The sequence below is a fragment of the Flavobacterium sp. K5-23 genome, assembly GCF_023278045.1.
GTDB lineage: Bacteria > Bacteroidota > Bacteroidia > Flavobacteriales > Flavobacteriaceae > Flavobacterium.
In genome coordinates this window covers 55,549-81,778 of the sequence record NZ_CP056783.1, presented here as the reverse complement: position 1 = coordinate 81,778, position 26,230 = coordinate 55,549, and the positions used below count along the sequence as shown (strand labels likewise).

General features: G+C 33.3%; 22 protein-coding genes and 4 tRNA genes. 25 read left to right on the top strand and 1 reads right to left on the bottom strand.

The window, feature by feature from the left end; genetic code table 11:
- The first annotated feature begins 21 nt into the window (after positions 1-21).
- The 8 genes from FLAK523_RS00360 (at position 22) to FLAK523_RS00325 (ending at position 11,240) form a co-directional block, all read left to right on the top strand.
- Positions 22-3,075 carry a SusC/RagA family TonB-linked outer membrane protein gene (locus FLAK523_RS00360; RefSeq protein WP_248905188.1) on the top strand — a complete coding sequence of 1,018 codons (3,054 nt, stop codon included), beginning with the start codon at positions 22-24 and terminating at the stop codon, positions 3,073-3,075.
- A gap of 12 nt (positions 3,076-3,087) precedes the next feature.
- Positions 3,088-4,566 (top strand): RagB/SusD family nutrient uptake outer membrane protein, encoded by a 1,479-nt coding sequence (locus FLAK523_RS00355; RefSeq protein ID WP_248905186.1) that lies wholly within the window; start codon positions 3,088-3,090, stop codon positions 4,564-4,566.
- A gap of 14 nt (positions 4,567-4,580) precedes the next feature.
- Complete coding sequence (locus FLAK523_RS00350; protein ID WP_248905184.1) at positions 4,581-5,402, top strand: hypothetical protein; 822 nt, start codon at positions 4,581-4,583, stop codon at positions 5,400-5,402.
- A gap of 90 nt (positions 5,403-5,492) precedes the next feature.
- Entirely contained in the window at positions 5,493-7,457 is a 1,965-nt protein-coding gene (locus FLAK523_RS00345; RefSeq protein WP_248905182.1) for a putative porin, read from the top strand.
- A 138-nt stretch (positions 7,458-7,595) separates the two neighbouring features.
- On the top strand, positions 7,596-8,957 hold the full coding sequence (locus FLAK523_RS00340; RefSeq protein WP_248905180.1) for a pyridoxal-phosphate dependent enzyme: 1,362 nt from the start codon (positions 7,596-7,598) through the stop codon (positions 8,955-8,957).
- A gap of 138 nt (positions 8,958-9,095) precedes the next feature.
- Positions 9,096-9,578, top strand: coding sequence for a 3'-5' exonuclease (locus FLAK523_RS00335; RefSeq protein WP_248905178.1), 483 nt, complete (start codon positions 9,096-9,098; stop codon positions 9,576-9,578).
- Between the two features lie 106 nt (positions 9,579-9,684).
- Positions 9,685-10,956, top strand: a complete 1,272-nt coding sequence (locus FLAK523_RS00330; protein ID WP_248905176.1) for a DUF2851 family protein — start codon at positions 9,685-9,687, stop codon at positions 10,954-10,956.
- Between the two features lie 56 nt (positions 10,957-11,012).
- A complete protein-coding gene (locus FLAK523_RS00325) occupies positions 11,013-11,240 on the top strand; it encodes a PspC domain-containing protein (RefSeq protein WP_248905174.1) in 228 nt (75 codons plus the stop codon).
- A gap of 85 nt (positions 11,241-11,325) precedes the next feature.
- On the opposite strand, the gene FLAK523_RS00320 is transcribed toward FLAK523_RS00325, so the two are convergent.
- Complete coding sequence (locus tag FLAK523_RS00320) at positions 11,326-12,777, bottom strand: amino acid permease (protein ID WP_248905172.1); 1,452 nt, start codon at positions 12,775-12,777, stop codon at positions 11,326-11,328.
- 304 nt (positions 12,778-13,081) lie between these two features.
- Between FLAK523_RS00320 and FLAK523_RS00315 the strand changes: the two genes are divergently transcribed.
- The 17 genes from FLAK523_RS00315 to rpoB all read left to right on the top strand — a co-directional run bounded on the left by FLAK523_RS00315 (position 13,082) and on the right by rpoB (position 26,003).
- The gene (locus tag FLAK523_RS00315) at positions 13,082-13,969 is read left to right on the top strand and encodes a helix-hairpin-helix domain-containing protein (RefSeq protein WP_248905170.1); all 888 of its coding nucleotides are present in this window, start codon (positions 13,082-13,084) and stop codon (positions 13,967-13,969) included.
- Positions 13,970-14,156: 187 nt separating this feature from the next.
- Positions 14,157-15,326: an acyl-CoA dehydrogenase family protein gene (locus FLAK523_RS00310; protein ID WP_248905169.1), complete on the top strand. Its 1,170-nt coding sequence runs from the start codon at positions 14,157-14,159 to the stop codon at positions 15,324-15,326.
- Between the two features lie 260 nt (positions 15,327-15,586).
- Entirely contained in the window at positions 15,587-15,781 is a 195-nt protein-coding gene (gene rpsU, locus FLAK523_RS00305) for a 30S ribosomal protein S21 (RefSeq protein ID WP_035670421.1), read from the top strand.
- Positions 15,782-15,851: 70 nt separating this feature from the next.
- The gene (locus FLAK523_RS00300) at positions 15,852-16,745 is read left to right on the top strand and encodes a tyrosine-type recombinase/integrase (RefSeq protein ID WP_248905167.1); all 894 of its coding nucleotides are present in this window, start codon (positions 15,852-15,854) and stop codon (positions 16,743-16,745) included.
- 38 nt (positions 16,746-16,783) lie between these two features.
- Complete coding sequence (gene raiA, locus FLAK523_RS00295) at positions 16,784-17,086, top strand: ribosome-associated translation inhibitor RaiA (protein ID WP_248905165.1); 303 nt, start codon at positions 16,784-16,786, stop codon at positions 17,084-17,086.
- A gap of 91 nt (positions 17,087-17,177) precedes the next feature.
- Positions 17,178-17,251 (top strand) — tRNA-Thr (locus FLAK523_RS00290).
- Between the two features lie 79 nt (positions 17,252-17,330).
- Positions 17,331-17,411 (top strand) — tRNA-Tyr (locus tag FLAK523_RS00285).
- Between the two features lie 89 nt (positions 17,412-17,500).
- Positions 17,501-17,572 (top strand) — tRNA-Thr (locus tag FLAK523_RS00280).
- A gap of 54 nt (positions 17,573-17,626) precedes the next feature.
- Positions 17,627-18,814 carry an elongation factor Tu gene (gene tuf, locus FLAK523_RS00275; RefSeq protein ID WP_248905163.1) on the top strand — a complete coding sequence of 396 codons (1,188 nt, stop codon included), beginning with the start codon at positions 17,627-17,629 and terminating at the stop codon, positions 18,812-18,814.
- A gap of 57 nt (positions 18,815-18,871) precedes the next feature.
- Positions 18,872-18,942: transfer RNA gene (locus FLAK523_RS00270), tRNA-Trp, on the top strand.
- Between the two features lie 18 nt (positions 18,943-18,960).
- The gene (secE, locus tag FLAK523_RS00265; protein ID WP_248905161.1) at positions 18,961-19,158 is read left to right on the top strand and encodes a preprotein translocase subunit SecE; all 198 of its coding nucleotides are present in this window, start codon (positions 18,961-18,963) and stop codon (positions 19,156-19,158) included.
- 8 nt (positions 19,159-19,166) lie between these two features.
- Complete coding sequence (gene nusG / locus FLAK523_RS00260) at positions 19,167-19,718, top strand: transcription termination/antitermination protein NusG (protein WP_248905159.1); 552 nt, start codon at positions 19,167-19,169, stop codon at positions 19,716-19,718.
- A 70-nt stretch (positions 19,719-19,788) separates the two neighbouring features.
- A complete protein-coding gene (gene rplK / locus FLAK523_RS00255) occupies positions 19,789-20,226 on the top strand; it encodes a 50S ribosomal protein L11 (RefSeq protein ID WP_248905156.1) in 438 nt (145 codons plus the stop codon).
- A gap of 13 nt (positions 20,227-20,239) precedes the next feature.
- Positions 20,240-20,929: a 50S ribosomal protein L1 gene (rplA, locus tag FLAK523_RS00250; protein WP_248905154.1), complete on the top strand. Its 690-nt coding sequence runs from the start codon at positions 20,240-20,242 to the stop codon at positions 20,927-20,929.
- A gap of 22 nt (positions 20,930-20,951) precedes the next feature.
- The gene (gene rplJ, locus FLAK523_RS00245; protein WP_248905152.1) at positions 20,952-21,455 is read left to right on the top strand and encodes a 50S ribosomal protein L10; all 504 of its coding nucleotides are present in this window, start codon (positions 20,952-20,954) and stop codon (positions 21,453-21,455) included.
- A gap of 91 nt (positions 21,456-21,546) precedes the next feature.
- Complete coding sequence (gene rplL, locus FLAK523_RS00240; protein ID WP_248905150.1) at positions 21,547-21,915, top strand: 50S ribosomal protein L7/L12; 369 nt, start codon at positions 21,547-21,549, stop codon at positions 21,913-21,915.
- Between the two features lie 275 nt (positions 21,916-22,190).
- Positions 22,191-26,003, top strand: coding sequence for a DNA-directed RNA polymerase subunit beta (gene rpoB, locus FLAK523_RS00235; protein ID WP_248905149.1), 3,813 nt, complete (start codon positions 22,191-22,193; stop codon positions 26,001-26,003).
- The last annotated feature ends 227 nt before the right edge of the window (positions 26,004-26,230 follow it).

Sequence of the window (26,230 nt, the reverse complement as noted above, 5' to 3'; positions counted from 1 at the left end):
CTAATTCAAAAAAATAATTTTATGAAATCAAAGTTTACTTGGATTCTTACGCTATGTTTAGCGTTTTTTATTCAGTTTTCTTTTGCACAAGAGAAAACTGTAACAGGTGTTGTTACATCCAAATCTGATCGGATGTCTATGCCAGGAGTTAACGTAGTTGTGAAAGGAACAGCTCGTGGAGTACAAACTGATTTTGACGGTAAATTTGCTATTAAAGCATCAGTTGGAGAAAAGATTACTTTTTCTTTAATTGGTTCAAAAAGTGTTACTGTCGTTGTTGGTGCTCAAAGCAAAATCAATGTTCAGTTAGAAGATGATTCTACAATTTTGGAGAATGTGATTGTTCAAGGTTACAATGTAACTAAAACAAAAACTAAATCTAATGTTGCGTCTGTAACTGTAAGTTCAAAGACTATTGAAGGAAGACCTAATGCTTCTTTTATTCAAACATTACAGGCTCAAGTGTCTGGTTTGAATATTTCTTCAGGTTCAGGTCAACCAGGTGCTAATAGCCAAATTATTATTAGAGGTACAGGATCTATCAACGGTAAAGTTGAACCTTTATTCGTTATTGATGGAATTCCTTTGGATTCTGATAACTTTAGATCTATCAATCCAGATGATATTGAGTCAGTTTCTGTATTAAAAGATGCGGGTGCTACTTCTATCTACGGAAATAGAGGTGCTAACGGTGTAATCATCGTAAAAACAAGAAAAGGAAGTTTCGATTCTCCTTTAAGTATTAAATATACTTCTACTACAGGTTTTACATCTTTACAAAGTACTAAGTATGACTTAATGAATTCTCAAGAATTACTTACGACTGAAAGAGCGTATGGTAGAGGTAAAGGATTCAATGGTGGTGTTAATGGTGCTCCAATGACTGATGCAGAAATTGCAGCTGCTCCTAATTTTGACTGGTTGGATTATTTCTTTAGAACTGGTGTTTCTCAAAACCAAGTGTTGAGTTTATCAGGTGGTGGAAAAAACATGACTTCTTACTCTTCTATTGGATATTTTGATCAAAAAGGTATTCTTGTTGATTCTGATTTAAAAAGATTCAGTTTTAGAAGTAACGTAAGTGGAAAATCTAATGATGATAAGTTCAATTACTCTACTACAACATCGCTTAACTTCTCTAGAAGAAACGAACCAAATAGTATTGGTACAGGTGCGGTAAATAGAAACTATGTATTAGGTGCTAATACTGGTGCTCCTTACCTTACTGCTGGTCAGTATTCTACTCCAGCTCAACTTTTAGCTGATTATAGAGCTTCTGGTACTTTACTTTTAACTCCATTAATGTTAGTTGATAAATTAGCTACTTATAAAAATGTAGTTGATGAATTAAAAGGTTTAGTGAATTTAGACGGAAGTTATAAATTAACTAAAGATCTTAGTGTAGGTTCTTCATTTGGTATTGACTATGCTCAAGAGACTCAATATCAATGGCAAAGTCCAGTTTCATTTAACTCTTTATTGTTTGGTGCTGCTGCAGTTGCTAATGATCATGAATTTCAATCATTTGACAGAAGAGTTGTTTTGACTTCTAACTCAAGATTAGTTTACGATCGTACTTTTAATGAAAAACACAGTGTGAGTGCTTCTGCTTTTGTAGAATACATTAAGTCACATTTAAATGGATTGAACTTCCGTCAAAGAGGTTTAGATCCAAAAACAACTTCTCCAGGTGGAGGTACTGGTTACATTCTTGATGGACCAAGTAACGATAGAAACGTTCCTACTGTAAGTGCTTACGAAGCTTCAGCTGGTTTATTTTCATACTTTGCTACTGCTGATTATGATTATGCAGATAAATATGGTTTTGGAGCTACTATTCGTAGAGATGCTTCTTCTAGATTTGCGTCTTCATTCAGATGGGGTACTTTTTATTCAGTAAGTGGTCGTTGGAATATTGACAAAGAAGCTTTCATGAAAAATTCTGTATTTAATGTACTTAAACTAAGAGGTTCTTATGGTACTTCTGGAAATCAAGACGTTTCTAATGGATCTTTTTCTTCTTTAAACAATACAAAAGAATTATATACTACTGCAACTGGATATAATGGTTTGCAAGCATATGTTCTTAATCAATTAGGAGTTTCTGATTTGCGTTGGGAAAAAACGGCTCAAGCTAATATTGGTTTAGATTTTGAAGTTTTTAACGGTAAATTGAGTGGATCTTTTGATGTTTATGAAAAGAAAACTACAGATTTATTTATTCCTGTTCCTTTATCAGCTATTAATGCTACAACTATCGTTAATGCTAACTTTGGTTCTCTTGAGAATAAAGGTGTTGAAGCAACTTTAAAGTATGATGCTATTACTAATAATGATGGGTTTAATCTTTCATTTAACTTTAACGGATCATATAATAAAAATAAAATTATTGATATCGCTGGTGCAACTGGAAGAATTGATAATGGTAGTACTGTAATCGAAGAATCTAAAATTATTGACGAATATTTCCTTACTAGATATGCAGGTGTAAACCCGGCAAATGGTAATTTACTTTTCTTGGATAAAAACGGAAGTATTACTGAGAACCCTGACCCAGCTGCTGATAGAGTTCATACTGGAAAATCAAAAATACCGGTTTATCAAGGTGGATTTGGATTTGATTCAAGCTATAAAGGATTTTTCTTAAATGCTAGTTTCTCTTATACTGCTAAAGTATATAGATTGGATTGGGATTTATTAGGATTGCAAAATCCTACAAATAATGTTGGTGTATTTAATTTAACTTCTGATTTGTTAAATGCATGGACTCCAGATAATAGAAATACTAATATTCCTGCTTTGAAAGCTACAAATATTGCGTCACAAAATAACTCAGATAGATATTTAGTTGATGCTTCATATGTAAGATTGAGATTTGTGTCTTTTGGGTATAATGTATCTAAAAGAGCTTTAGCTAAAACTCCTTTCAAAAGTGTAAGAACATTTATCCAAGGAGAAAATTTATTTACTTTCTCTAAATGGAGAGGTTGGGATGCTGAAAGCACACGTTCTGGGGATCAATACCAATACCCAACGCCAAAGATGGTTTCAGTAGGTTTACAATTAGAATTTTAATATAAAAAAGACATGAAAAAAATTAATTTTATTTTATTCGCATTGATCGTTTCATTGTTTTCTTCTTGTGAGGATGCAATTGATATAGTTCAGCCTGGTGAATTAACTCCTGAAGTTACTTTTCAGACTGTTGGTGATTTACAACTTGGACTAAACGGTGTCTATGCATTTGTTTCAGGTGAAAGCCCTATTGCTTTTAGTACAGTTTTTACTGATGAAGTTGCAATTGGATTTGCTAATGGAGGTCAAGGTTTAAATGGTGGAGAATATGTATTTAACTTAAATACAAGTTCTGGTGACGCAGCTGAAATTTGGGGAACTAACTATTCTCTTATAAATAGAGCAAACAGAGTTATTGCAGGTGCTGCATTATTTACTCCAAAAGCAGCAGATAAAGCTACTTATGATAATATTGTTGCGCAAGCACACATATTAAGAGCTTGGGGACATTTTGTTTTACTTAGTCATTTTTCTACAGATTTAACAAAAGACGCTGCTTTAGGTGTTATAAAAGTTGATTTTGTACCAAAAACGACGCAACAATTGCCTAGAAATACAAATGGTGAAGTTTTTGCATTAATTAATGCTGACCTTAATTTTGTATCTGGTTTAAGTACTAACGCATTAAATGCTGATCGTACATTAGTTTCTAGAGATTTTGTAAAATCTTTTAGAGCTAGAATGGCTGCTTATAGAGGAGATTATGTAACTGCAAGTACTTTGTCATCAGAGTTAATTGCTGCTTACCCTTTAACTTCTAGATCTGCAACTGTTGCAACTGAGAACACTTCTATGTTTTTAAATATTTGGACTGATGTTGCTGTTCCTACTAATAATGAAGTAATTTTCAAATTAGAAAGAGTTCAAGGTAACAGATTAATCAATGGTATATGGGCTTCTGTAAACAGTACAGTAAGTGGGTCTCCTTTCTATGAAATGAGTACTAGTTTATACAACTTGTTAAATAACCCTAACGATATCAGAAGAAGAGCTTATTTGAGCACTACTTCTGAGCCAGCTAACAATAAAATTGTTATTGGTAAATATCCTGGATCAGGTGGAATTGTACAGTTAAACGATGTTAAAATATTTCGTTCAGCTGAGATGTATTTCATAAAAGCGGAAGCTCTTGCTAATGCTGGTGATTATGTTGGTTCAACTGCTCAATTGCAAATGATTAACAATGCTCGTTTTGTTGCAGGAACTGCACCAGTAATCGCTGTTGCGACTACTGAAAAAGCTGCTTTTGCTGAAATTTTAAAACAAAGAAGAATTGAACTTTGTTTTGAAGGTCACAGATACTTAGATTTAAAACGTCTTGGAGTTAGAGCAGGTGTAGCAATCGATAGAGCTCCTGAAGATTGTACAGTTTTCAACGCTTGTAGTATTCCAAATACGGACTATAGATTTACAATGCCTATTCCAGCAACTGAAATTGGTGCTAATGCAGCAATTAAAACGCAGCAAAATCCAGGATACGCAACTAACTAATATAACTTATAATTATGAAAAAATATATTTTAAAAATAACTGCATTAGTTCTGTTTATGGGAGCTTTTGCTAGTTGTGAAGAAGATAAGGTAATGTATGGGGGAGATCAAGCTCTTGCTGCATTTGTTAAAACTACAGCTACTTTGCCTGTAGTTGATACTGGTGTTTCATCAGTAAAAATTGGTGTTACAATTTCAACTGTTTCAACAGCAAGTAGAGTAATTCCTGTAACTGTAGATGCTAAATCTACTGCATTAGCTTCTCAATATAAAATTGATGCCGCTACTTTAGTTATTCCTGCAGGTGCTTATTTAGGTGAGATTGTAGTTACTGGAGATTTTGATAATCTGAACGCAAATGAAACTGTAAAGTTGATTTTGAATTTAGGGAATTTAGACAATGCTACTTTAGAGCCTACTAAGAAGTCTTTTGAGTTGTTAATTTATAAAGCTTGTACATCTACTTTAGGTGGTACATATGCATATTCTACGACAAAAATGGGTGAGCCTGGTGGTGGTAGGGTAGCTGGTCCTGTTACTGGTAATGTGACTTTTACAGCAACTACTCCTGGAGTATATGCTATTTCTGATGCTTCTTTTGGAGGTTGGATAGGGCTGTATGGTCCTGGTAATATTGCGAAAAATGTTAAACTAACAGATATTTGTAATAAAATCGCATACAGTGGTAAAGATCAATATGATGAAATTTTCACTTTTTCTAACTTAGTTGTAAATGGTACAAAATTATCATTTCATTGGGTAAATGATTATGGTGAATTTGGAGATACTACATTAACAAGAACTGATGGTAAAAATTGGCCAAATTTAAAGTTATAAACTTTATCTTTTATATTACTAAACCATCCCTAATTGGGATGGTTTTTTTTGTTTAAATTATATTATCTTTGCTCAAATGTTACTAATATAATGACAAAAAACACATTCCTTTACTTTCTTTTTATTCTGACAATTTCTGTCAATTCTCAAAACAAGAATACTACTGTTGATGATAATAAATCTAAAGAGGTTAGAATTAAACCTATTAAGTCTAAAACAAATCAATCAATTAATGGTTTAAAAAAAGCGACTATGGATATGTATCGTTTTATATCTATTGAACGCGATACAACCTATCTGGATACTTCACTTACCATTCAAAAAGAATACAGTCATAATTATTTAAGAAAAGATAATTTTGGGCTATTGGCTTTTTCAAATGAAGGTCAAACCTATAATACTTTACAATATGGCTTAACCAAGTTTTCACCGTATCCTGGAATAGGATTCAAAGCAAAACATTTTAACTTCTTGGAGGCTAACCAAATTGTTTATAGTTCTGTGGCTACTCCGGTTACTGAATTGTATTTTAAATCCGTAGTAGCAAAAGGGCAGTCGCTAGATGCTTTTTTTACCATAAACACTTCGCCTAGATTCAACTTTTCTTTAGCTTACAAAGGGTTACGTTCCACAGGAAATTACATTAATCAGTTAGCCAGTACAGGGAACTTTAGATTTACCACTAGCTATAACACTTTAAATAAGCGTTATTTTGCTAATGCTCATTTTACCTATCAGGATATTATGAATGAGGAAAATGGAGGTATTACTACAATTTCCGATTTTGAAAATGAAGACCCTAGATTTGATAACCGTCAAAGACTGGAAGTATATCTTACTGATGCAAAATCTTTTTTGAAAGGGAAACGAATTTTTTTAGATCATTTCATAAGAGTAAATTCAGTTAAAGGAGCTAACAATTTATATGTTAATCATCAATTTAATTACGAGAACAAATTTTTCGAATACAATCAAGCCACTGTTTCTTCAACAGTAGGTTCAGAAACCTATAATAGATTTGGAGATTCCTTTGTTACTTCAGGAATCAATGATCAAACTCATTATAATAAGATGTATAACAAAGTGGGGCTAACCTATGAGAATACTACTCTTGGGAAATTTCAGTTTTTTGCGGATGATTTTAGAAGTAATTTATATTACAACCAGATTTTGTTTTTTGATTCTAAAACTGTTCCTGCTTCATTAACCAGAAACATTAACAGCATTGGTGGTCAATATGAGTATCAAAAAAACAAATGGAATGGTAAATTTTTATACTCTAGAGCTGTAACTAACCAATCACTTTCTAATCTAGATGCCACATTGCAATATGATATGAATGACGATTTTCAATTTTCATTCGAATACCAAAACTTAAACAAGTTGGCTAATGATAATTATAATTTACATCAAAGTAGTTATGTGCATTACAACTGGTCTAATGATTTTAAAAACGAAAAAATAAATTCTATTGCTATCAATGCCACAACTCCTTGGCTTGATGGATCACTTAAACTATTGACATTGGACGATCATTTATATTTTTCGAATACATCAACGGATTCTAAAAAACAAATTCTGACACCAAGTCAATACAATAATACTATAAATTATCTTTCGCTTAAACTAAGTAAAGAAATACAGTTTGGTAAATTCGCATTGGACAACACCATTTTATTCCAGAAAACGGATCAGCAGGATGCTATCTTGAATGTTCCAGAAATTGTGACAAGGAATACATTATACTATTCTGATTACTTATTTAAAGACGCATTGTTTTTACAGACAGGAGTAACTTTAAATTATTTTTCAAGTTATTTTGCAAATGATTATAATCCGGTAATTGGAGAGTTTTTTATTCAAAACACCAAAGAAATAGGGGATTATCCAAATCTCGACTTTTTTATAAATGCTCAAATACAACGTACAAGAATTTATTTAAAGGCAGAGCATTTTAATTCTTCTTTTACAGGAAACAACTTTTATTCTGCTCCTAATAACCCATACCGTGATTTTACCATTCGATTTGGATTAATATGGAATTTCATGAATTAATTTCGAAATTCCCACCATAAATTATTTTGTAAACGAAGTATTTTCAAACTCAAAATATGGGGAACGCTGATATTTATAACAAAATACTATCTTTGCACCAATATTTAAAATAGCATACAATCTTAAACTTATAATAAAATGCAATACGCAGAAAATATATTAGGAACTATTGGAAATACACCTTTAGTGAAATTAAACAAAGTCACTAAAGAAGTAGAAGCATTAGTACTTGCAAAAGTTGAATCTTTTAATCCTGGAAATTCTGCCAAAGACAGGATGGCTGTTAAAATGATTGCTGATGCAGAAGCTGATGGTAGATTGAAGCCAGGAGGAACAATAATTGAAGGAACTTCAGGGAATACTGGAATGGGGCTAGCACTAGTTGCTATTATAAAAGGTTACAAATTAATTTGTGTGATTTCAGACAAACAATCCAAGGAGAAAATGGATATTTTGCGTGCAGTTGGTGCAAAAGTAGTCGTTTGTCCTACTGATGTGGAACCTACTGATCCACGTTCTTATTATTCAGTTTCCAAAAGATTATCTGAAGAAACACCAAATTCTTGGTATGTAAATCAATATGACAACCCTTCAAACGCAATTGCACATTACGAACAAACTGGGCCTGAAATTTGGGAACAAACAGAAGGGAAAATAACACATTTTGTTGTTGGTGTTGGAACTGGAGGAACAATTTCAGGAATTGCAAAATATTTGAAAGAGAAAAATCCAAATATTAAAATTTGGGGTATTGATACTTATGGATCTGTATTTAAAAAATACCACGAAACTGGAATTTTTGATGAAAACGAAATTTACTCTTATATAACAGAAGGAATTGGAGAAGATATACTTCCAAAGAACGTTGACTTTTCTTTAATCGACGGCTTTACAAAAGTAACAGACAAGGATGCTGCAGTGTATACTCGTAAAATAGCACTTGAAGAAGGTATTTTTGCAGGAAATTCTGCCGGTGCAGCTGTTAAAGGTTTATTGCAGTTGAAAGAACATTTTAAACCTGAAGATGTTGTAGTGGTGATGTTCCATGATTCAGGAAGTCGTTATGTAGGTAAAATGTACAATGACGATTGGATGCGTGAAAGAGGTTTTCTGGATGAGGAAATTAAAAAAGCGGAAGATGTAATCAAAGATCATATCGAAAAACCATTAATTGTTGTACGTACTGAAGAATTAGTATCGCATGCAATTGAAAGAATGCGTAAATACAAAATTTCACAAATACCAGTAATAGATATTACAGGTTTTGTTGGGTCTGTGGATGAATCTGATTTATTTCAAAGTTATGTAAATGACAAGAATTCTGCTGAAAGACCTATTCGTGAAATTATGGGCAAACCTTATCCTATCGTTAAAATGGGAACTTCAATTGAAGAAGTTTCTAAGTTATTCAGCAAAGAAAACGAAGCTGTTTTAATTGATTTAGGAAAAGGAAAGCACCATATTATTACTAAATATGATATTATAGGGTCAATTAAATAATCCTATTAATTTTTTTTTTTTTTTGCCACGAATTACATCAATAAACACAAATTCATTTTGTGTGAATTCTTGAAATTCGTGGCTTTTTTAATTTACTTTATATTTTTATAAATATTATCAATCAACAATTTTATTAATATGACCTTCACAGCCATTGATTTTGAAACTGCAACAGCATACCATCCATGTTCCGTAGGAATTGTAACCGTTGAAAATGGTGTTATTGTGGATGAGTTTGTGACTCTTATAAAACCACCAAATAACGAGTATAGTCCTTTTACGATTAAAGTACATGGAATTTATCCTAGAGATACAGTTAATGCCAAAACATTTGCACAAGTATTTCCTGAGATTAAAAAACGCCTGCAAAATAGAGTTGTGGTTGCTCATAATGAAAGTTTTGACCGAAATGTGTTGGCTAAATGTATGGCGTTATATAATTTAGATTATGATGAGTTGAACATAGGAATCCGTTGGGAATGCACAGTGAAAATTTATAAGGCTAAAGGATTGAAGCCAACAAAACTAAGCGATTGTTGCAGTGCAATGAATATAGCTTTAAATCATCACGAAGCTTTATCTGATGCGCGAGCTTGCGCTAAATTGTATTTGATGCGTTAAAAGTATCAAATCATCATATTTAATGTAATGTATAATACGTAAAGTTATAATTTTGTAAGTTAAGTTGTTTGTTTTTTCATTACTTTAGTATCTAAATAGCTATTCGATGAAAGAAGATTTTCTCCATTATCTCTGGAAATTTAAGAAGTTTGATACTTTAAATTTAAAAACTTCAAATAAGGAGGAGATTTCCATTGTCAATGTTGGGCAATATTTAGAGCTTGCAGGTCCTGATTTTTTCAATGCACAAATTACAATTGGAGATCAAAAATGGGCAGGAAATGTAGAGATACACCTAAAATCTTCTGATTGGTATGTGCATCATCATGAAAAAGACCCGGCTTATGAAAATGTTATTCTTCACGTAGTATGGGAACATGACATCGAAATATTCAGAAAAAATAATTCTGAAATAGCTGTTCTTGAACTTAAAAGTTATGTTGATATAGAGACTTTAACTAATTATCAGTCATTGATGTCTCCTAAATCCTGGATTTTTTGTGAGAAACTCATAGGTTCAGTAAATGATTTTACCTTGAAAAACTGGCAAGAGCGTCTATTTTTTGAGCGTTTAGAGAGAAAATCAAAATCTATTTTCGAATTGTTGGAACAAACAAATAATGATTGGGAAGCAGTTTTGTTTTGTCTGTTGGCTAAAAATTTCGGTTTGAATACCAATGGAGAATCGTTTTATGAAATAGCCAAATCCATCCCGTTTTCAATAATCAGAAAGGAAAGTTTTGAACAGGAAAATTTGGAAGCTTTGTTGTTTGGGAATTCTGGATTGCTGGATTTAGACAAGGAAGATAATTATTTTAAAGATCTAAAATTCAGGTATTTCTATTTGTTACATAAACATAAAATGGAGAAAAAACATTTTGAACCTCTTCAGTTTTTCAAACATCGCCCTGATAATTTCCCTACAATACGACTTTCTCAACTTGCAGGTTTATATCATATTCAGCTGAATTTATTTTCTAAAATCAATACATTAAATTCAGTTAAAAGTATTTACGAATTGTTTCGAGTTTCGGCATCTTTGTATTGGCAAAATCATTATAATTTTGACAAAGAGAGCCCTAAGAAGTCTAAAAAACTTACTAAATCGTTTGTTGATTTGATTATTATAAACACTATAATTCCATTGCAATTTGCTTATGCAAAAAGCCAAGGAAAAGATTGTTCTGAAAATTTAATTTTATTGCTAAACGAAATTGCTCCCGAGAAAAATTCGATTATTGATAAGTTTAATTCTTTTAACGTAAAAGCAAAGAATGCCTTTGATACGCAATCTTTATTGCAGCTTAAAACCGAATATTGTTTAAAAAGTAAGTGTTTGGAATGTGGTATAGGAATCGAATTGCTTAAAAATAATTGATTAATCAATCTTATTTTAAAATTGTTTATTTTTGCAACATTAATTAAGACAACTAAATGAGAGCGGTATTAAAACTTAAATATTTTTTTGAGAAACATGGCTTTCATGTTTCTTCTCGTCTTGCTGATAAATTAGGGATGCGAGTGACAAGTGTTCGTTTGTTTTTTATTTATATATCTTTTGTAACTGCAGGACTTGGTTTTGGTGTGTATCTAACTCTAGCATTTTGGATTAAATTAAAAGATTTAATACGTGCTAAGCGCACTTCTGTATTCGATTTATAGAAATCTATATTTGAAATAAAAAAGGGATTCTAAAGTAAACTAATTACTTCAGAATCCCTTTTAGGATATATTAAGGATAAATTATTTATTTATCTGGATTGTTTAATTTACTGTTCTTCTTACCATAAGCAAAGTAAAGTGCAACTCCAATAGCCATCCAAATAACTAATCGCAACCAGCTTTCGTAAGGAAGTGAATACATCAAATACACACACACTACAACTCCAGCAATAGGAACGAATGGTACAAACGGTGTTTTGAAAGATCTTGGTGCATCTGGCATTTTTTTACGCATTACCAAAACTCCAATACAAACTAATACGAATGCTAATAGTGTTCCAATACTTACCATATGTCCTAAGTCGCTTACAGGTACAAAACCAGCAAATAAACTTACAAATACCATAAAGAATAGATTCGTTTTCCAAGGTGTACGGAATTTAGCGTGAATGTCTCCAAAGAATGGAGGTAACAAACCATCTTTACTCATTGTGTAAAATACACGACTCTGTCCCATTAACATTACAAGCATTACAGAAGTATAACCTGCCAAAATAGCTACAATTAATCCTGTTTGAAGGAATCCGTATCCTGTAACGGCAAAAGCAGTTGCAGCAGGTTTTGCATCACCTACAAATTTGTAGTAAGGAACAAGTCCTGTCATTACGTGAGCAAATAAAACATATAATATAGTACAAATTACTAATGACCCTAAAATACCAATTGGCATCCCTTTTTGTGGATTTTTTGCTTCTTGTGCTGCAGTTGAAACCGCATCAAAACCAATAAAGGCAAAGAAAACAGTTCCTGCACCAGCTGCAATTCCTGTCCATCCAAACTGTCCTTTAACACCGGTGTTTTCTGGAATGTAAGGTGCGTAATTAGCAGGGTCAATATATTGCCATCCTAAAACTATAAATAAGATAACAACGATAACTTTCAGTACAACTAAGAAGTTATTGATGTTTGCTGATTCTTTTGTACCTCTTATTAATAATAAAGAAAGAGCTGATACAATTAAGATAGCAGGAAGATTGATGTATCCTCCTTCTATTACTGATCCATCCCCTAACGTTAGGGTTTCCCAGGGAGAACATATAAATTTCGGATTCAGATGAATGCCATATTTGTTTAATAATTCAAGAAGGTATCGAGACCAACTTACTCCAACGGTCGCGGCTCCTAATGCATATTCAAGAACTAGATCCCATCCAATGATCCACGCCATAAATTCTCCCATTGTTGCATATGAGTAGGTGTAAGCACTACCCGCCACCGGAATCATAGAAGCAAATTCAGCATAACAAAGACCTGCAAAAGCACATCCTACTGCTGCTAAAATAAAAGATAATGTCACAGCTGGCCCTGCGTGTTCTGCCGCTGCAATACCTGTTAATGAAAATAATCCAGCTCCAATTATGGCTCCAACTCCAAGAGCTACCAAGGAACGGGAAGACAATGTTCTTTTTAGTCCTTTTTCGTCTTCCGACGCTTCATTTAGTAAAACCGACAGTGGTTTTGTTTTCCAAATTGACATATATTTATTGGTTTTTAATTGTTATTAGTTTTCAAATGTATTGTTTTTTTTAAAATAAAAAGAATATTTCATTTGAAGTTGGAAAATATTGTGCTGCTTTGAGACTGATTTGATTTTTAAATTCGAAAAAAAATGATTTTTCGCTATCAAAATTGTCTTGTATGTATTTATTGGCTGATAATTATGATTATTTTTAATAAATTTAAGTTAATATGTGTAATAATTTATAGATTTAATGTTTGTAACAAAATGAATAACTAATGTTAGGGTTGTAATGTGCTCTTGAAATAAATTCTCTTAGCAAATGATTTTCTCAAAAATAAGCGCCTATTTTAAGTTTTCATCAGAACAGCGTAACGGTATATTTTTATTATTGTCATTAATTATCATTTTTCAAATGATTTGTTTTTTTGTGGATTTCACTTCAAATTCATTAACTGATCCTGATGAGCAAAAATGGCTTTCGTTGCAAACTCAAATTGATTCTTTGAAAGAAAACAATATAAAGGAGTTGCCTAAAATTTATCCGTATAATCCTAATTTTATTACTGATTATAAAGGGTATAAACTGGGAATGTCGGTTAAGGAAATTGATAGACTTCTTTCGTTTAGAAAGGAAAATAAATATGTTAATTCAGCAAGTGAGTTTCAAAGCGTTACTCAGGTCTCTGATTCTCTTCTAAAAGTGATGGCTCCATTATTTAAATTTCCTGATTGGGTTAAGAATAAAAAGGAATACAAAGGATATGTAAATTATACGAATTCGGCTTTTGCCAAAAAAGAAAAAATTGTATTAATTGATATTAACAAGGCGAGTCAAGAGGATTTGATTAAAATTTATGGAATTGGAGAGGCGATTTCTCTTAGGATATTGAAGTACAAAGAGAGTCTTGGAGGTTTTGTTTCGATGGAGCAGATGAATGATGTTTGGGGATTGTCCCCTGATGTAATCACGAGTTTAAATTCTCATTTTAGGGTTGTTACCCTTCCTGAGTTAAAAAAAACAAACATTAATAATGCCTCGTTAAAGGAAATATCTCAATTTCCTTATTTTAAATATGTTCTTGCGAAGGAAATAGTAACTTATAGGAGTATGAATGGTGATATAAAGAATATTGAGGATTTAATAAAAATTAAGGGGTTTCCTGTTGAAAAAGCCAAAATAATTGGTTTATATTTGGACTTTAATTAGAAGCGTATAAGAAAGTGATATAAACTTTCTTTAATTGGTTGCAAAATGGACTTTTTGCTATATGTTTTATTTCTTTAAAACGCAGTTCTGCTATGTAGATCAAGATCTCATAAATTTGAAAAAAAAATCCTGTTGTCGCTTCAATTAAAACAGTTTCAAATATTACAATTTATTAAAATATTATTATATGGATTCAATTTATTTCACAGAAGAACATCAATTATTTAGAGAGAGCTTAAAAGATTTTTTACAAAAAGAAGTTGTACCTCATATCGAAAAATGGGAGAAAACAGGCTCAATCGAGCGTTTTATTTGGAAAAAATTTGGGGAAATGGGCTTTTTCGGAATACGTTATCCTGAGGTTTACGGTGGATTGAATTTAGACTTATTTTACACCGTTATTTTTTTAGAAGAACTTCAAAAAATAAAATCAGCAGGTTTTGCGGCTGCAATGTGGGCACATTCTTATTTAGCAATGACGCATTTGAACGCTGAAGGCGATGAGCGAATTAAACGTGACTATTTAGCACCAAGTATTGCCGGAGATAAAATAGGAGCTTTATGTATTACAGAACCATTTGGCGGAAGCGATGTAGCGGGTATGCGTACTACAGCTGTTAAAAAAGGGGATAAATATGTTATTAATGGTTCTAAAACTTTCATAACTAACGGTATTTTTGGGGATTATTATGTAGTTGCAGCAAAAACAAGTCCCGAGCTTGGAAACAAAGGGATTAGTATGTTTTTGATGGATAGCAATCTAAAAGGAATTTCCGCTGTAAAACTTGATAAATTAGGCTGGAGAGCTTCGGATACTGCAGAAATTGCATTTGATAATGTAGAAATTCCTGCTGAAAATTTAATGGGAGAAGAAGGAAAAGGATTCCCTTATATTATGCAACACTTTGCTTTAGAGCGTTTAATTATGGCTATTAATGCTCACGCAAGAGCTGAGTATGCAATTGATTATACGATAGAATATATGTCTCAGAGAGAAGCATTTGGAAAAACAATAAATAAGTTCCAGGCATTAAGGCATACAATAGTAGAGCACGCGACAGATGTTGAGCATTGCAAAGTGTTTAATTATGCTGCTGTAGCTAGATTAGACAAAGGGGAATATGTTGTTAAGGAGGCTACTATGGCTAAATTGAAATCTACAAAAGTAGCTGATGAGACAATATATAGTTGCTTACAAATGTTAGGAGGTTATGGTTATATGGAAGAATATCCTTTAGCACGTATGTTTAGAGATAGTCGTTTAGGACCAATAGGAGGAGGGACTTCAGAAATCCTTAAGGAGATTTTATCAAAAATGATAATTGACAATCAAAATTATAAGCCTGCTGTGAAATAATAGCATTCAAGGTTAAAAATAAAGGGAAGAGTCAATTTTAATATATTGGCTCTTTTTTTTGTGTGAAGGATAGTAGTGGAAATCCTTTTATGAAGTGCAAACGAATAAAAGATTGTAGCGAATAGCCTGACGGCAAATGAGAAGTTGTTTTGGAATCATATTGTGTTTTGCCGGCACACCCAAAATAATTACCAATTTATAGTCTTTAAGTCGAAATAATGTTTACTTTTGCACACTTAACGAAAGGGGGTGTCAAAATTATGTTAATTATACCAATTAAAGACGGAGAAAATATCGATAGAGCATTAAAGCGCTATAAAAGAAAATTTGATAAAACAGGAACTGTACGTCAATTAAGAGCACGAACTGCTTTTATTAAACCATCAGTTACTAATAGAATCAAAATTCAAAAAGCGGCTTATATCCAAAATATGAGAGATAACTTAGAGAGTTAATAAATATCTATTCAAATAAATTACCGTTAGTCATCAAAGTTTTATAACTTTGATGCTAACGGTTTTTTTTATGGTTACAAATACAAATGCATTCAGGGATTATCTACAATTGGAGAAGAAGTATTCTCCTCATACTGTTAATGCGTATTTAAACGACCTTTTTTCCTTTCAAAAATTTATTGAGTTGCATTTTGATCAAGATGACATTATAAAGGTTAATTATAGTCAAATTAGAAGTTGGATTGTATCATTAGTTGATGGTGGATTGTCTAATGTCTCTGTAAATCGAAAAATTTCTTCCTTGAAAGCTTTTTATAAGTTTTTATTAAAAATCAAACAAATAGAAATCAGTCCATTGTTAAAGCATAAAGCTTTAAAGACTCCAAAAAGCCTGCAGATTCCGTTTTCGGAAAAGGAGGTTGGGAATGTACTGTCGGTCACACAAAACCCTTCTGGATTAGATGAAATTAGAAATAGATTGATTATTGATTTGTTTTATACTACTGGAATGCGGAGGGCGGAGCTTATCTTCTTGAAAAAGAGTGGGGTTGATTTGGTTAATGGTACTATTAAGGTTGTTGGGAAAAGAAATAAAGAAAGGTTGCTTCCTATGTTGTCAGTTATACAGGGTCAGGTTTCTGATTATATTAAAGAAAGAGAGGGGATTGAGGTTATTGTTGATGTGGATTCTTTTTTTCTAACAAAAAAAGGCTTAAAATTGAGTAATTCATTTGTGTATCGGTTAATAAATTCATACTTTAGTACTGTCTCCGAAAAAGTAAAAAAAAGTCCGCATATATTACGTCATACGTTTGCGACTCATTTATTGAATAACGGAGCTGATTTAAATTCAGTAAAAGAATTATTAGGACATTCGAGTTTAGCGTCAACCCAAATCTACACACATAATAGTTTGTCAGAACTAAAAAAAGTACATAAGGAGGCTCATCCAAGAAACAAGTGATAATTCATAAAATGTTTAACTCTTAAAAAAGAATGATTATGATGGTAAATGTTCACGCCGTTAACTTAGCTGTTGACAAAAAACTAGTAGAATATGTTCAAGAGAGAATGGATAGACTAGAGAAATATTACGATAAAATAGTTTCTTCAGATGTGTATTTGAAAGTTGAAAAGACAAGTGAAAAAGAAAATAAATTCGTAGAGGTGAAAGTAAACGTTCCTGGCGATGATTTTGTGGTAAAAAAGCAATGCAAGACATTTGAGGAAGCGATTGAACTTTCAGCGGAAACACTGGAAAGAATGTTGGTAAAAAGAAAAGAAAAGATAAGATCGCACGCATAATGCAAAATTTTTCAAAAAAAAGTTTTGATTAATAGATAAAATCTCTACATTTGCAGTCCGTTAGAAATAGCGGACTTTTTTTATTGAAATTGCCAGTGTAGCTCAGTTGGCTAGAGCAGCTGATTTGTAATCAGCAGGTCGTGGGTTCGAGTCCCTCCACCGGCTCTAAAAAAAGAAATTGAAAAAAATCCTTTGATTTGGGATTTGAAATTTGTTCTTTTGAAAAATTGAAATTAAAATTGAAGGGGAGATACTCAAGCGGCCAACGAGGGCAGACTGTAAATCTGCTGTGTAAACTTCGCAGGTTCGAATCCTGCTCTCCCCACAAAGCAATTTTAAATTAAGAATTGTGAATATTAAATGAAGTTAGCTTCTTTAATTTTATGAGCTTCTTGTTTTAAAATAATGAAAAAGGCCGATGTAGCTCAGGGGTAGAGTGCTTCCTTGGTAAGGAAGAGGTCTCGGGTTCAATTCCCGACATTGGCTCGGAAAAGTAAGAAATTGAAATAAATATATAATTAAGATTAAAAACTAAGTAAAATGGCAAAAGAAACCTTTAACCGTTCGAAACCACACTTAAATATTGGTACGATCGGACACGTAGATCACGGAAAAACTACATTAACTGCTGCAATAACTAAAGTGTTATCTGATGCTGGTTACTGTCAAGCTAAATCTTTCGATCAAATTGATAATGCTCCTGAAGAAAAAGAAAGAGGTATTACAATTAATACATCTCACGTAGAGTACGAAACTGCTAACCGTCATTACGCTCACGTTGACTGTCCAGGTCACGCGGATTACGTTAAGAACATGGTTACAGGTGCTGCTCAAATGGATGGTGCTATCCTTGTAGTTGCTGCAACAGATGGACCAATGCCACAAACTCGTGAGCATATCCTTTTAGGACGTCAGGTAGGTATTCCTAGAATGGTTGTATTCATGAATAAAGTGGATATGGTTGATGATGAGGAATTATTGGAATTAGTTGAAATGGAAATTAGAGACTTATTGTCTTTCTATGAATATGATGGTGACAACTGTCCAGTTATTCAAGGTTCTGCTTTAGGAGGATTGAATAATGATCCAACATGGGTGCCAAAAATTCTTGAATTAATGGCAGCTGTAGATTCTTGGATCGAAGAGCCAATTCGTGATACTGAAAAGCCTTTCTTGATGCCAGTTGAGGATTCATTTACAATTACTGGTCGTGGAACTGTTGCTACAGGTCGTATCGAAACTGGTATTGCTAATACAGGAGATCCAGTTGAAATCATTGGTATGGGAGCTGAAAAATTAACTTCTACTATTACAGGAGTTGAGATGTTCCGTAAAATCCTTGATAGAGGTGAAGCTGGAGATAACGTAGGTTTATTGTTAAGAGGTATTGATAAAGCTGATATCAAAAGAGGTATGGTTATTATTAAGCCAGGTTCAGTAAAACCACACGCTACTTTTAAAGCTGAGGTTTATATCTTGAAAAAAGAAGAAGGTGGACGTCATACTCCATTTCATAATAACTACCGTCCACAGTTCTATGTACGTACAACTGATGTAACAGGAGTTATTACTTTACCAGAAGGAGTAGAGATGGTAATGCCAGGAGATAACTTAACTATCAATGTAGCTTTGTTAAGTCCAATTGCAATGAATGTAGGTTTACGTTTCGCTATCCGTGAAGGTGGTAGAACAGTAGGTGCTGGTCAGGTAACTGAGATAGTAGCTTAATACTATAATAAATATAAAGCCAGTTGATTTACTTCAATGTTGTCACTGGCTTTTACTACGGGCGTAGTTCAAGGGTAGAATAGCGGTCTCCAAAACCGTTGATGGGGGTTCGAATCCCTCCGCCCGTGCAAAAAAAATATATCATAATGACAAAAATTGTAAATTACATATCAGAATCATTTGAAGAGTTGAAGTCTAATGTGTCTTGGCCAGAATGGGCTGAGGTGCAACGTCTAACTATTATTGTTGCGATTTTCTCTGTTTTATTTGCCTTGGCAACTTGGGGAGTAGATGAGGTATTTGCAAAAGCGTTAGCTGGATTTTTTAACTGGATAAAAGCGTAATTTTTGTGATGACAGATAATAATATAAAAAAGTGGTACGTCGTTCGTGCAGTAAGTGGACAAGAGAACAAGGTGAAGGCATACATCGAAACCGAAATCGCTAGATTAGGAATGGGTGATTATGTTTCTCAAGTTTTGGTTCCTACTGAGAAAGTGGTTACTGTGAAAGATGGAAAGAAAATATCTAAGGATAAAGTTTATTTTCCTGGGTATGTTATGATTGAGGCAAATCTTGTTGGGGAAATCCCTCATATTATTAAGTCTATAACAAGTGTTATTGGTTTCTTGGGTGAAACAAAAGGTGGTGAGCCAGTTCCGTTAAGACTTTCAGAAGTAAACAGAATGTTAGGTAAAGTAGATGAGTTAGCTGTAAATGCAGATACACACTCTATACCATTTAATTTAGGAGAGACTATCAAGGTTATTGACGGTCCTTTCAACGGTTTCAATGGTACTGTTGAAAAAATTAATGAAGAAAAGCGTAAGCTAGAGGTAATGGTGAAAATTTTCGGAAGAAAGACTCCATTAGAACTAAGTTTTATGCAAGTTGAAAAAGTATAATTTTTGTTACATTACATATAATATCCATTGCAATCGCTTCCAATGATTGTGATGTTAAATTTTTTAAAAAATGGCTAAAGAAATTAGTAAAGTAGTTAAACTACAAGTTAAGGGAGGTGCTGCGAATCCGTCGCCACCGGTTGGACCTGCTTTAGGAGCTGCTGGTGTTAATATCATGGAGTTCTGTAAGCAATTTAATGCTAGAACACAAGATAAAGCCGGCAAAATATGCCCAGTACAAATTACTGTGTATAAAGACAAATCATTTGATTTTGTTGTAAAAACTCCGCCAGCAGCTGTTCAGTTATTGGAAGCTGCGAAGCTAAAATCTGGTTCTGGTGAGCCTAATCGTAAAAAAGTAGCTAGTGTTACTTGGGAACAAATTAGAGCAATTGCTGAAGACAAAATGCCGGACTTAAACGCTTTCACTATGGAAGCTGCAATGAGTATGGTTGCTGGAACAGCTAGATCTATGGGTATAACTGTATCAGGAGACGCTCCTTTTTAATTAAGAGAAAGACATGGCAAAATTGACAAAAAAGCAAAAAGAGGCTGCTTCAAAAATTGAAAAGAACAAATTATATTCTTTAAAAGATGCTTCGGCATTAATTAAAGTTATTGCTTCTGCAAAATTTGATGAGTCTATTGATATCGCTGTTAGATTGGGTGTAGATCCAAGAAAAGCGAATCAAATGGTTAGAGGTGTGGTAACATTACCTCATGGAACTGGTAAAGACGTTAAAGTATTAGCATTAGTTACTCCAGATAAAGAAGCGGAAGCTTTAGCAGCTGGTGCGGACTTTGTAGGTCTTGACGATTATTTACAAAAAATAAAAGATGGTTGGACGGATGTTGATGTAATTATCACTATGCCAGCTGTTATGGGTAAATTAGGTCCATTAGGTCGTATATTAGGACCTAGAGGTTTAATGCCTAACCCTAAGACAGGTACTGTAACTATGGATGTTGCAAAAGCTGTTGCAGAGGTTAAAGCTGGTAAAATTGACTTTAAAGTTGATAAAACTGGTATCGTTCATGCAGGAATTGGTAAAGTTTCTTTTGGAGCTGAGCAAATTTATGACAATGCAAACGAAATTATTCAAACATTAATCAAACTTAAGCCAACTGCTGCTAAAGGTACCTACATTAAAGGTATTCACCTTACAAGCACTATGAGTCCAGCAATTGCTTTGGACCCTAAAGCAATATAATTGGTAGTTAAAAATTTTTAGTATGACTAGAGAAGAAAAATCAATCGCGATTGAAGATTTAACTGCACAGTTAGCTGGTACAAATATTGTTTATGTAGCAGATATTTCTGGACTAAATGCAGAGACAACTTCAAACTTGAGAAGAGCTTGTTTTAAAGCAGGTGTAAAATTAGAAGTTATAAAAAACACTTTGCTTGTAAAAGCAATGGAAGCTTCTGAAAATAACTATGGTGAAATACCTTCAGTTCTTGTTGGTAACAGTGCTATCTTTATTTCAGATATTGCTAATGCACCTGGGAAAATAATTAAAGACTTCCGTAAAAAATCGGCTATGCCAATTTTGAAAGGAGCTTATATTAATGCTGAAGTTTATATTGGAGATGATCAATTAGATGCGTTAGCAACTATCAAATCTAAAGAAGAACTTCTTGGTGAACTTATTGGATTACTTCAATCACCAGCACAAAGAATTATTTCTGCACTTCAAAACAAATTCGCTGGAGAAGAGCAAGCTGAAGAAGCATAATAAAAAAGGAGTTTTGCTCCATTTTTATTATTTACAATGCGCACAATAAACAAAATATAATTTTACAAATCATTTTAAAACGATAGAAAAAATGGCAGATTTGAAACAATTCGCAGAACAATTAGTTAATTTAACTGTAAAAGAAGTTAACGAATTAGCAACAATATTAAAAGATGAGTACGGAATCGAACCAGCTGCTGCAGCTGTAGTAGTTTCTGCAGGTGGTGGAGAAGCTGCTGAAGAAGCTCAAACTGAATTCACAGTTGTATTAAAAGAAGCTGGTGCTTCTAAATTAGCTGTTGTGAAAATGGTAAAAGAATTAACAGGTTTAGGTCTTAAAGAGGCTAAAGATGTAGTTGATAGTGCTCCTTCTAATGTTAAAGAAGGTGTTTCTAAAGACGAAGCTGAAGCTCTTAAAAAATCTTTAGAAGAAGCTGGAGCTGTAGTTGAACTTAAATAGTTTTACATAGTTTTAAAAACTAGGTTTAGGTCTTGGATTCACATCCAAAGACCTAAACCCTTTTTTGGTATAATAAAAGTCTATCTTGTTTAGCTTCAAAATAGTCTTTCATATCAAATTCATTTTACCCATTACGAGGAAAAAAAATTAACAGATAATAAGAAAGTAGTTATCTTAAATTGGTTTTTAAAGATGTAATGGTAGTAAAAGAAAAGTATAAATACAAAATATTTATACACAAAAAATTACTTTTTTAATCAAAATTTTGTCCATTGATGATAACAAATCAGACTGAAAGATTGAATTTTGCCTCTACAAAAAATATCCCGAACTATCCAGATTTTCTAGATGTTCAGGTAAAATCTTTTCAAGATTTTTTTCAATTAGAAACTAAATCTGATGAAAGAGGCAATGAAGGACTTTATAACACCTTCATGGAAAATTTTCCAATTACAGATACAAGAAATAACTTTGTATTGGAATTCCTTGACTACTTTGTAGATCCACCACGTTATACTATTCAGGAATGTATAGAAAGAGGTCTAACTCATAGCGTACCTTTAAAAGCAAGGTTAAAGCTGTATTGTACTGATCCAGAACACGAAGATTTTGAAACTATTGTTCAGGATGTATATCTTGGAACAATTCCTTATATGACACCAAGTGGTACCTTTGTAATAAATGGTGCTGAACGTGTCGTAGTTTCTCAGCTACATAGATCTCCAGGGGTTTTCTTTGGACAGTCTTTTCATGCTAATGGAACAAAATTATATTCTGCCAGAGTAATTCCTTTTAAAGGTTCTTGGATAGAATTTTCTACGGATATCAATAGCGTTATGTACGCTTATATCGACAGAAAGAAAAAATTACCTGTTACTACTTTATTCCGTGCTATTGGTTTCGAAAGAGACAAGGATATCCTTGAAATTTTCGACCTTGCTGAAGAAATTAAAGTGTCTAAAACAGGACTTAAAAAATATATCGGTAGAAAATTAGCTGCCCGTGTTTTAAATACATGGCATGAGGATTTCGTAGATGAAGATACTGGTGAAGTAGTTTCTATCGAACGTAACGAGATTATCCTTGACAGAGATACTATTATCGATAAAGATAATGTGGAAGAAATCATTGATTCTAACGTTAAATCTATTTTGTTACATAAAGAAGATGCTAATCAAGCTGATTATGCTATCATTCATAATACGTTACAAAAAGATCCAACAAACTCTGAAAAAGAAGCTGTTGAGCATATCTACAGGCAATTGCGTAACGCTGAACCGCCTGATGAAGAAACTGCTCGTGGTATTATAGATAAATTATTCTTCTCTGACCAACGTTACAACTTAGGTGAAGTAGGTCGTTACAGAATGAATAAAAAACTTGGTTTAGATATTCCAATGGAAAAGCAAGTCTTGACCAAAGAAGATATCATAACTATCGTTAAGTATTTGATTGAATTAATTAATGCGAAAGCAGATATTGATGATATTGATCACTTATCAAACCGTCGTGTTAGAACAGTTGGAGAACAATTGTCTCAACAATTCGGTGTTGGTTTAGCACGTATGGCTAGAACAATTAGAGAGCGTATGAACGTTAGAGATAACGAGGTGTTTACACCAATTGATTTGATTAATGCTAAAACATTATCATCAGTTATCAACTCTTTCTTTGGAACTAACCAGTTGTCTCAATTTATGGATCAAACGAATCCATTAGCTGAAATAACGCACAAAAGAAGATTATCTGCACTAGGACCAGGTGGACTTTCGAGAGAAAGAGCTGGATTTGAGGTTCGTGACGTTCACTATACGCATTACGGACGTTTATGTCCAATTGAAACACCAGAGGGACCAAACATTGGTTTGATTTCATCTCTTGGAGTTTATGCTAAGGTTAACGGAATGGGTTTCATTGAAACACCTTACCGTAAAGTAACTAATGGAGTTGTAGATTTAGTATCCACTCCAGTTTACTTAAGTGCTGAAGAAGAAGAAGGAATGATGATTGCTCAGGCAAATATCGAAATGGATGCTACTGGAAAAATTATTTCTGATAACGTAATTGCACGTCAGGAAGGTGATTTCCCAGTTATATTACCAACAAATGTTGATTATACAGACGTTGCACCAAATCAAATTGCTTCTATCTCAGCTTCTTTGATTCCTTTCTTAGAACATGATGATGCGAATAGAGCCCTGATGGGATCTAACATGATGCGTCAGGCCGTACCATTAATTCGTCCTGAAGCTCCTATTGTTGGAACTGGTTTAGAGCGTCAAGTTGCTTCTGATTCTAGAGTATTAATTAATGCTGAAGGAGATGGAGTTATCGAATATGTAGATGCAAACATCATCACAATCAAATACGATCGTTCTGAGGAAGAAAGAATGGTAAGTTTTGAAGAAGATGAGAAAACATACAATCTAATTAAATTTAGAAAAACCAATCAAGGTACAAGTATCAACCTTAAGCCTATCGTAAGAAAAGGGGATAGAGTTGTTCTTGGTCAAGTATTATCTGAAGGATATGCAACTCAAAATGGTGAACTTGCTTTAGGTCGTAACCTAAAAGTAGCGTTTATGCCATGGAAAGGGTACAACTTCGAGGATGCGATTGTAATTTCTGAAAAAGTAGTTCGTGACGATATATTTACTTCTATTCACGTTGATGATTATTCATTAGAAGTGAGAGATACTAAATTAGGTAACGAAGAATTAACGAATGATATACCAAACGTTTCTGAAGAAGCTACTAAAGATTTAGATGAAAATGGTATGATTAGAATTGGAGCCGAGGTTAAACCTGGTGACATTCTTATCGGAAAAATTACTCCAAAAGGGGAATCAGATCCTACTCCGGAAGAGAAATTGCTTCGTGCAATCTTCGGGGACAAAGCAGGTGATGTAAAAGATGCTTCATTAAAAGCGTCTCCATCTTTACATGGTGTAGTTCTTGACAAAAAATTATTCGCTAGAGCGGTAAAAGATAAACGTAAACGTACTCAAGATAAAGATGCTTTAGGAGCACTTGAAATGGAGTTTGAAGTGAAATTTGTTGAATTGAAAGACAAATTAGTTGAAAAACTATTCACTATCGTAAACGGAAAAACTTCTCAGGGTGTAATGAATGATTTGGGTGAAGAGGTTTTACCAAAAGGTAAAAAATATACTCAAAAAATGCTTTATGCTGTTGAAGATTTTGCTCACTTAAGCAAAGGACAATGGGTTGCTGATGATGCTACTAATAAAATGGTTAATGATTTAATTCATAACTATAAAATTAAGCTGAACGACCTACAAGGTGCTTTGAGAAGAGAAAAATTCACAATTACTGTTGGTGATGAATTGCCAGCTGGAATTTTGAAATTAGCTAAAGTTTATATTGCTAAAAAACGTAAACTAAAAGTTGGGGATAAAATGGCTGGACGTCACGGTAACAAAGGTATTGTTGCACGTATCGTTCGTCATGAAGATATGCCTTTCCTTGAAGACGGAACACCAGTTGATATCGTGTTGAACCCATTAGGTGTACCTTCACGTATGAACATTGGTCAAATTTATGAAACTGTTCTTGGTTGGGCTGGACAAAACTTGGGTAGAAAATTTGCTACTCCTATTTTTGATGGTGCTACTTTAGATCAAATTAATGAATTGACTGACGAAGCTGGAATACCACGTTTTGGACATACACATCTTTATGATGGTGGAACTGGAGAGCGTTTCCATCAAGCAGCAACAGTTGGTGTTATCTATATGTTGAAATTAGGACATATGGTTGACGATAAGATGCACGCACGTTCAATAGGACCATACTCGTTGATTACACAACAACCACTTGGAGGTAAAGCTCAATTTGGAGGTCAACGTTTTGGAGAGATGGAAGTTTGGGCACTTGAGGCTTATGGAGCATCAAGTACACTTAGAGAAATCTTGACTGTGAAGTCTGATGATGTTATTGGTAGAGCTAAAACTTACGAAGCAATCGTTAAGGGTGAATCTATGCCAGAACCAGGATTACCTGAATCATTCAATGTATTGATGCATGAATTGAAAGGTCTTGGACTTGACATTCGTTTAGAAGAATAAATGATAATATGTAGTTTTCAGTCCTGATTTTATTGGGACTGATTACTCATTTATATAAGTTTTTAGGATTTATACCCGTAACCCGTTCCGATTTTTTATATAAACATTAGGTTTTATAAATAGCACTTCAAAGAATTTTATTTGAAGTTTAGAGAAGTAATTCGAGGTAGTTTTAAGTCGAAAGTTTGAAAGTCCAAAGCCCAAAGTCATTCTAGACTTTAAAACTT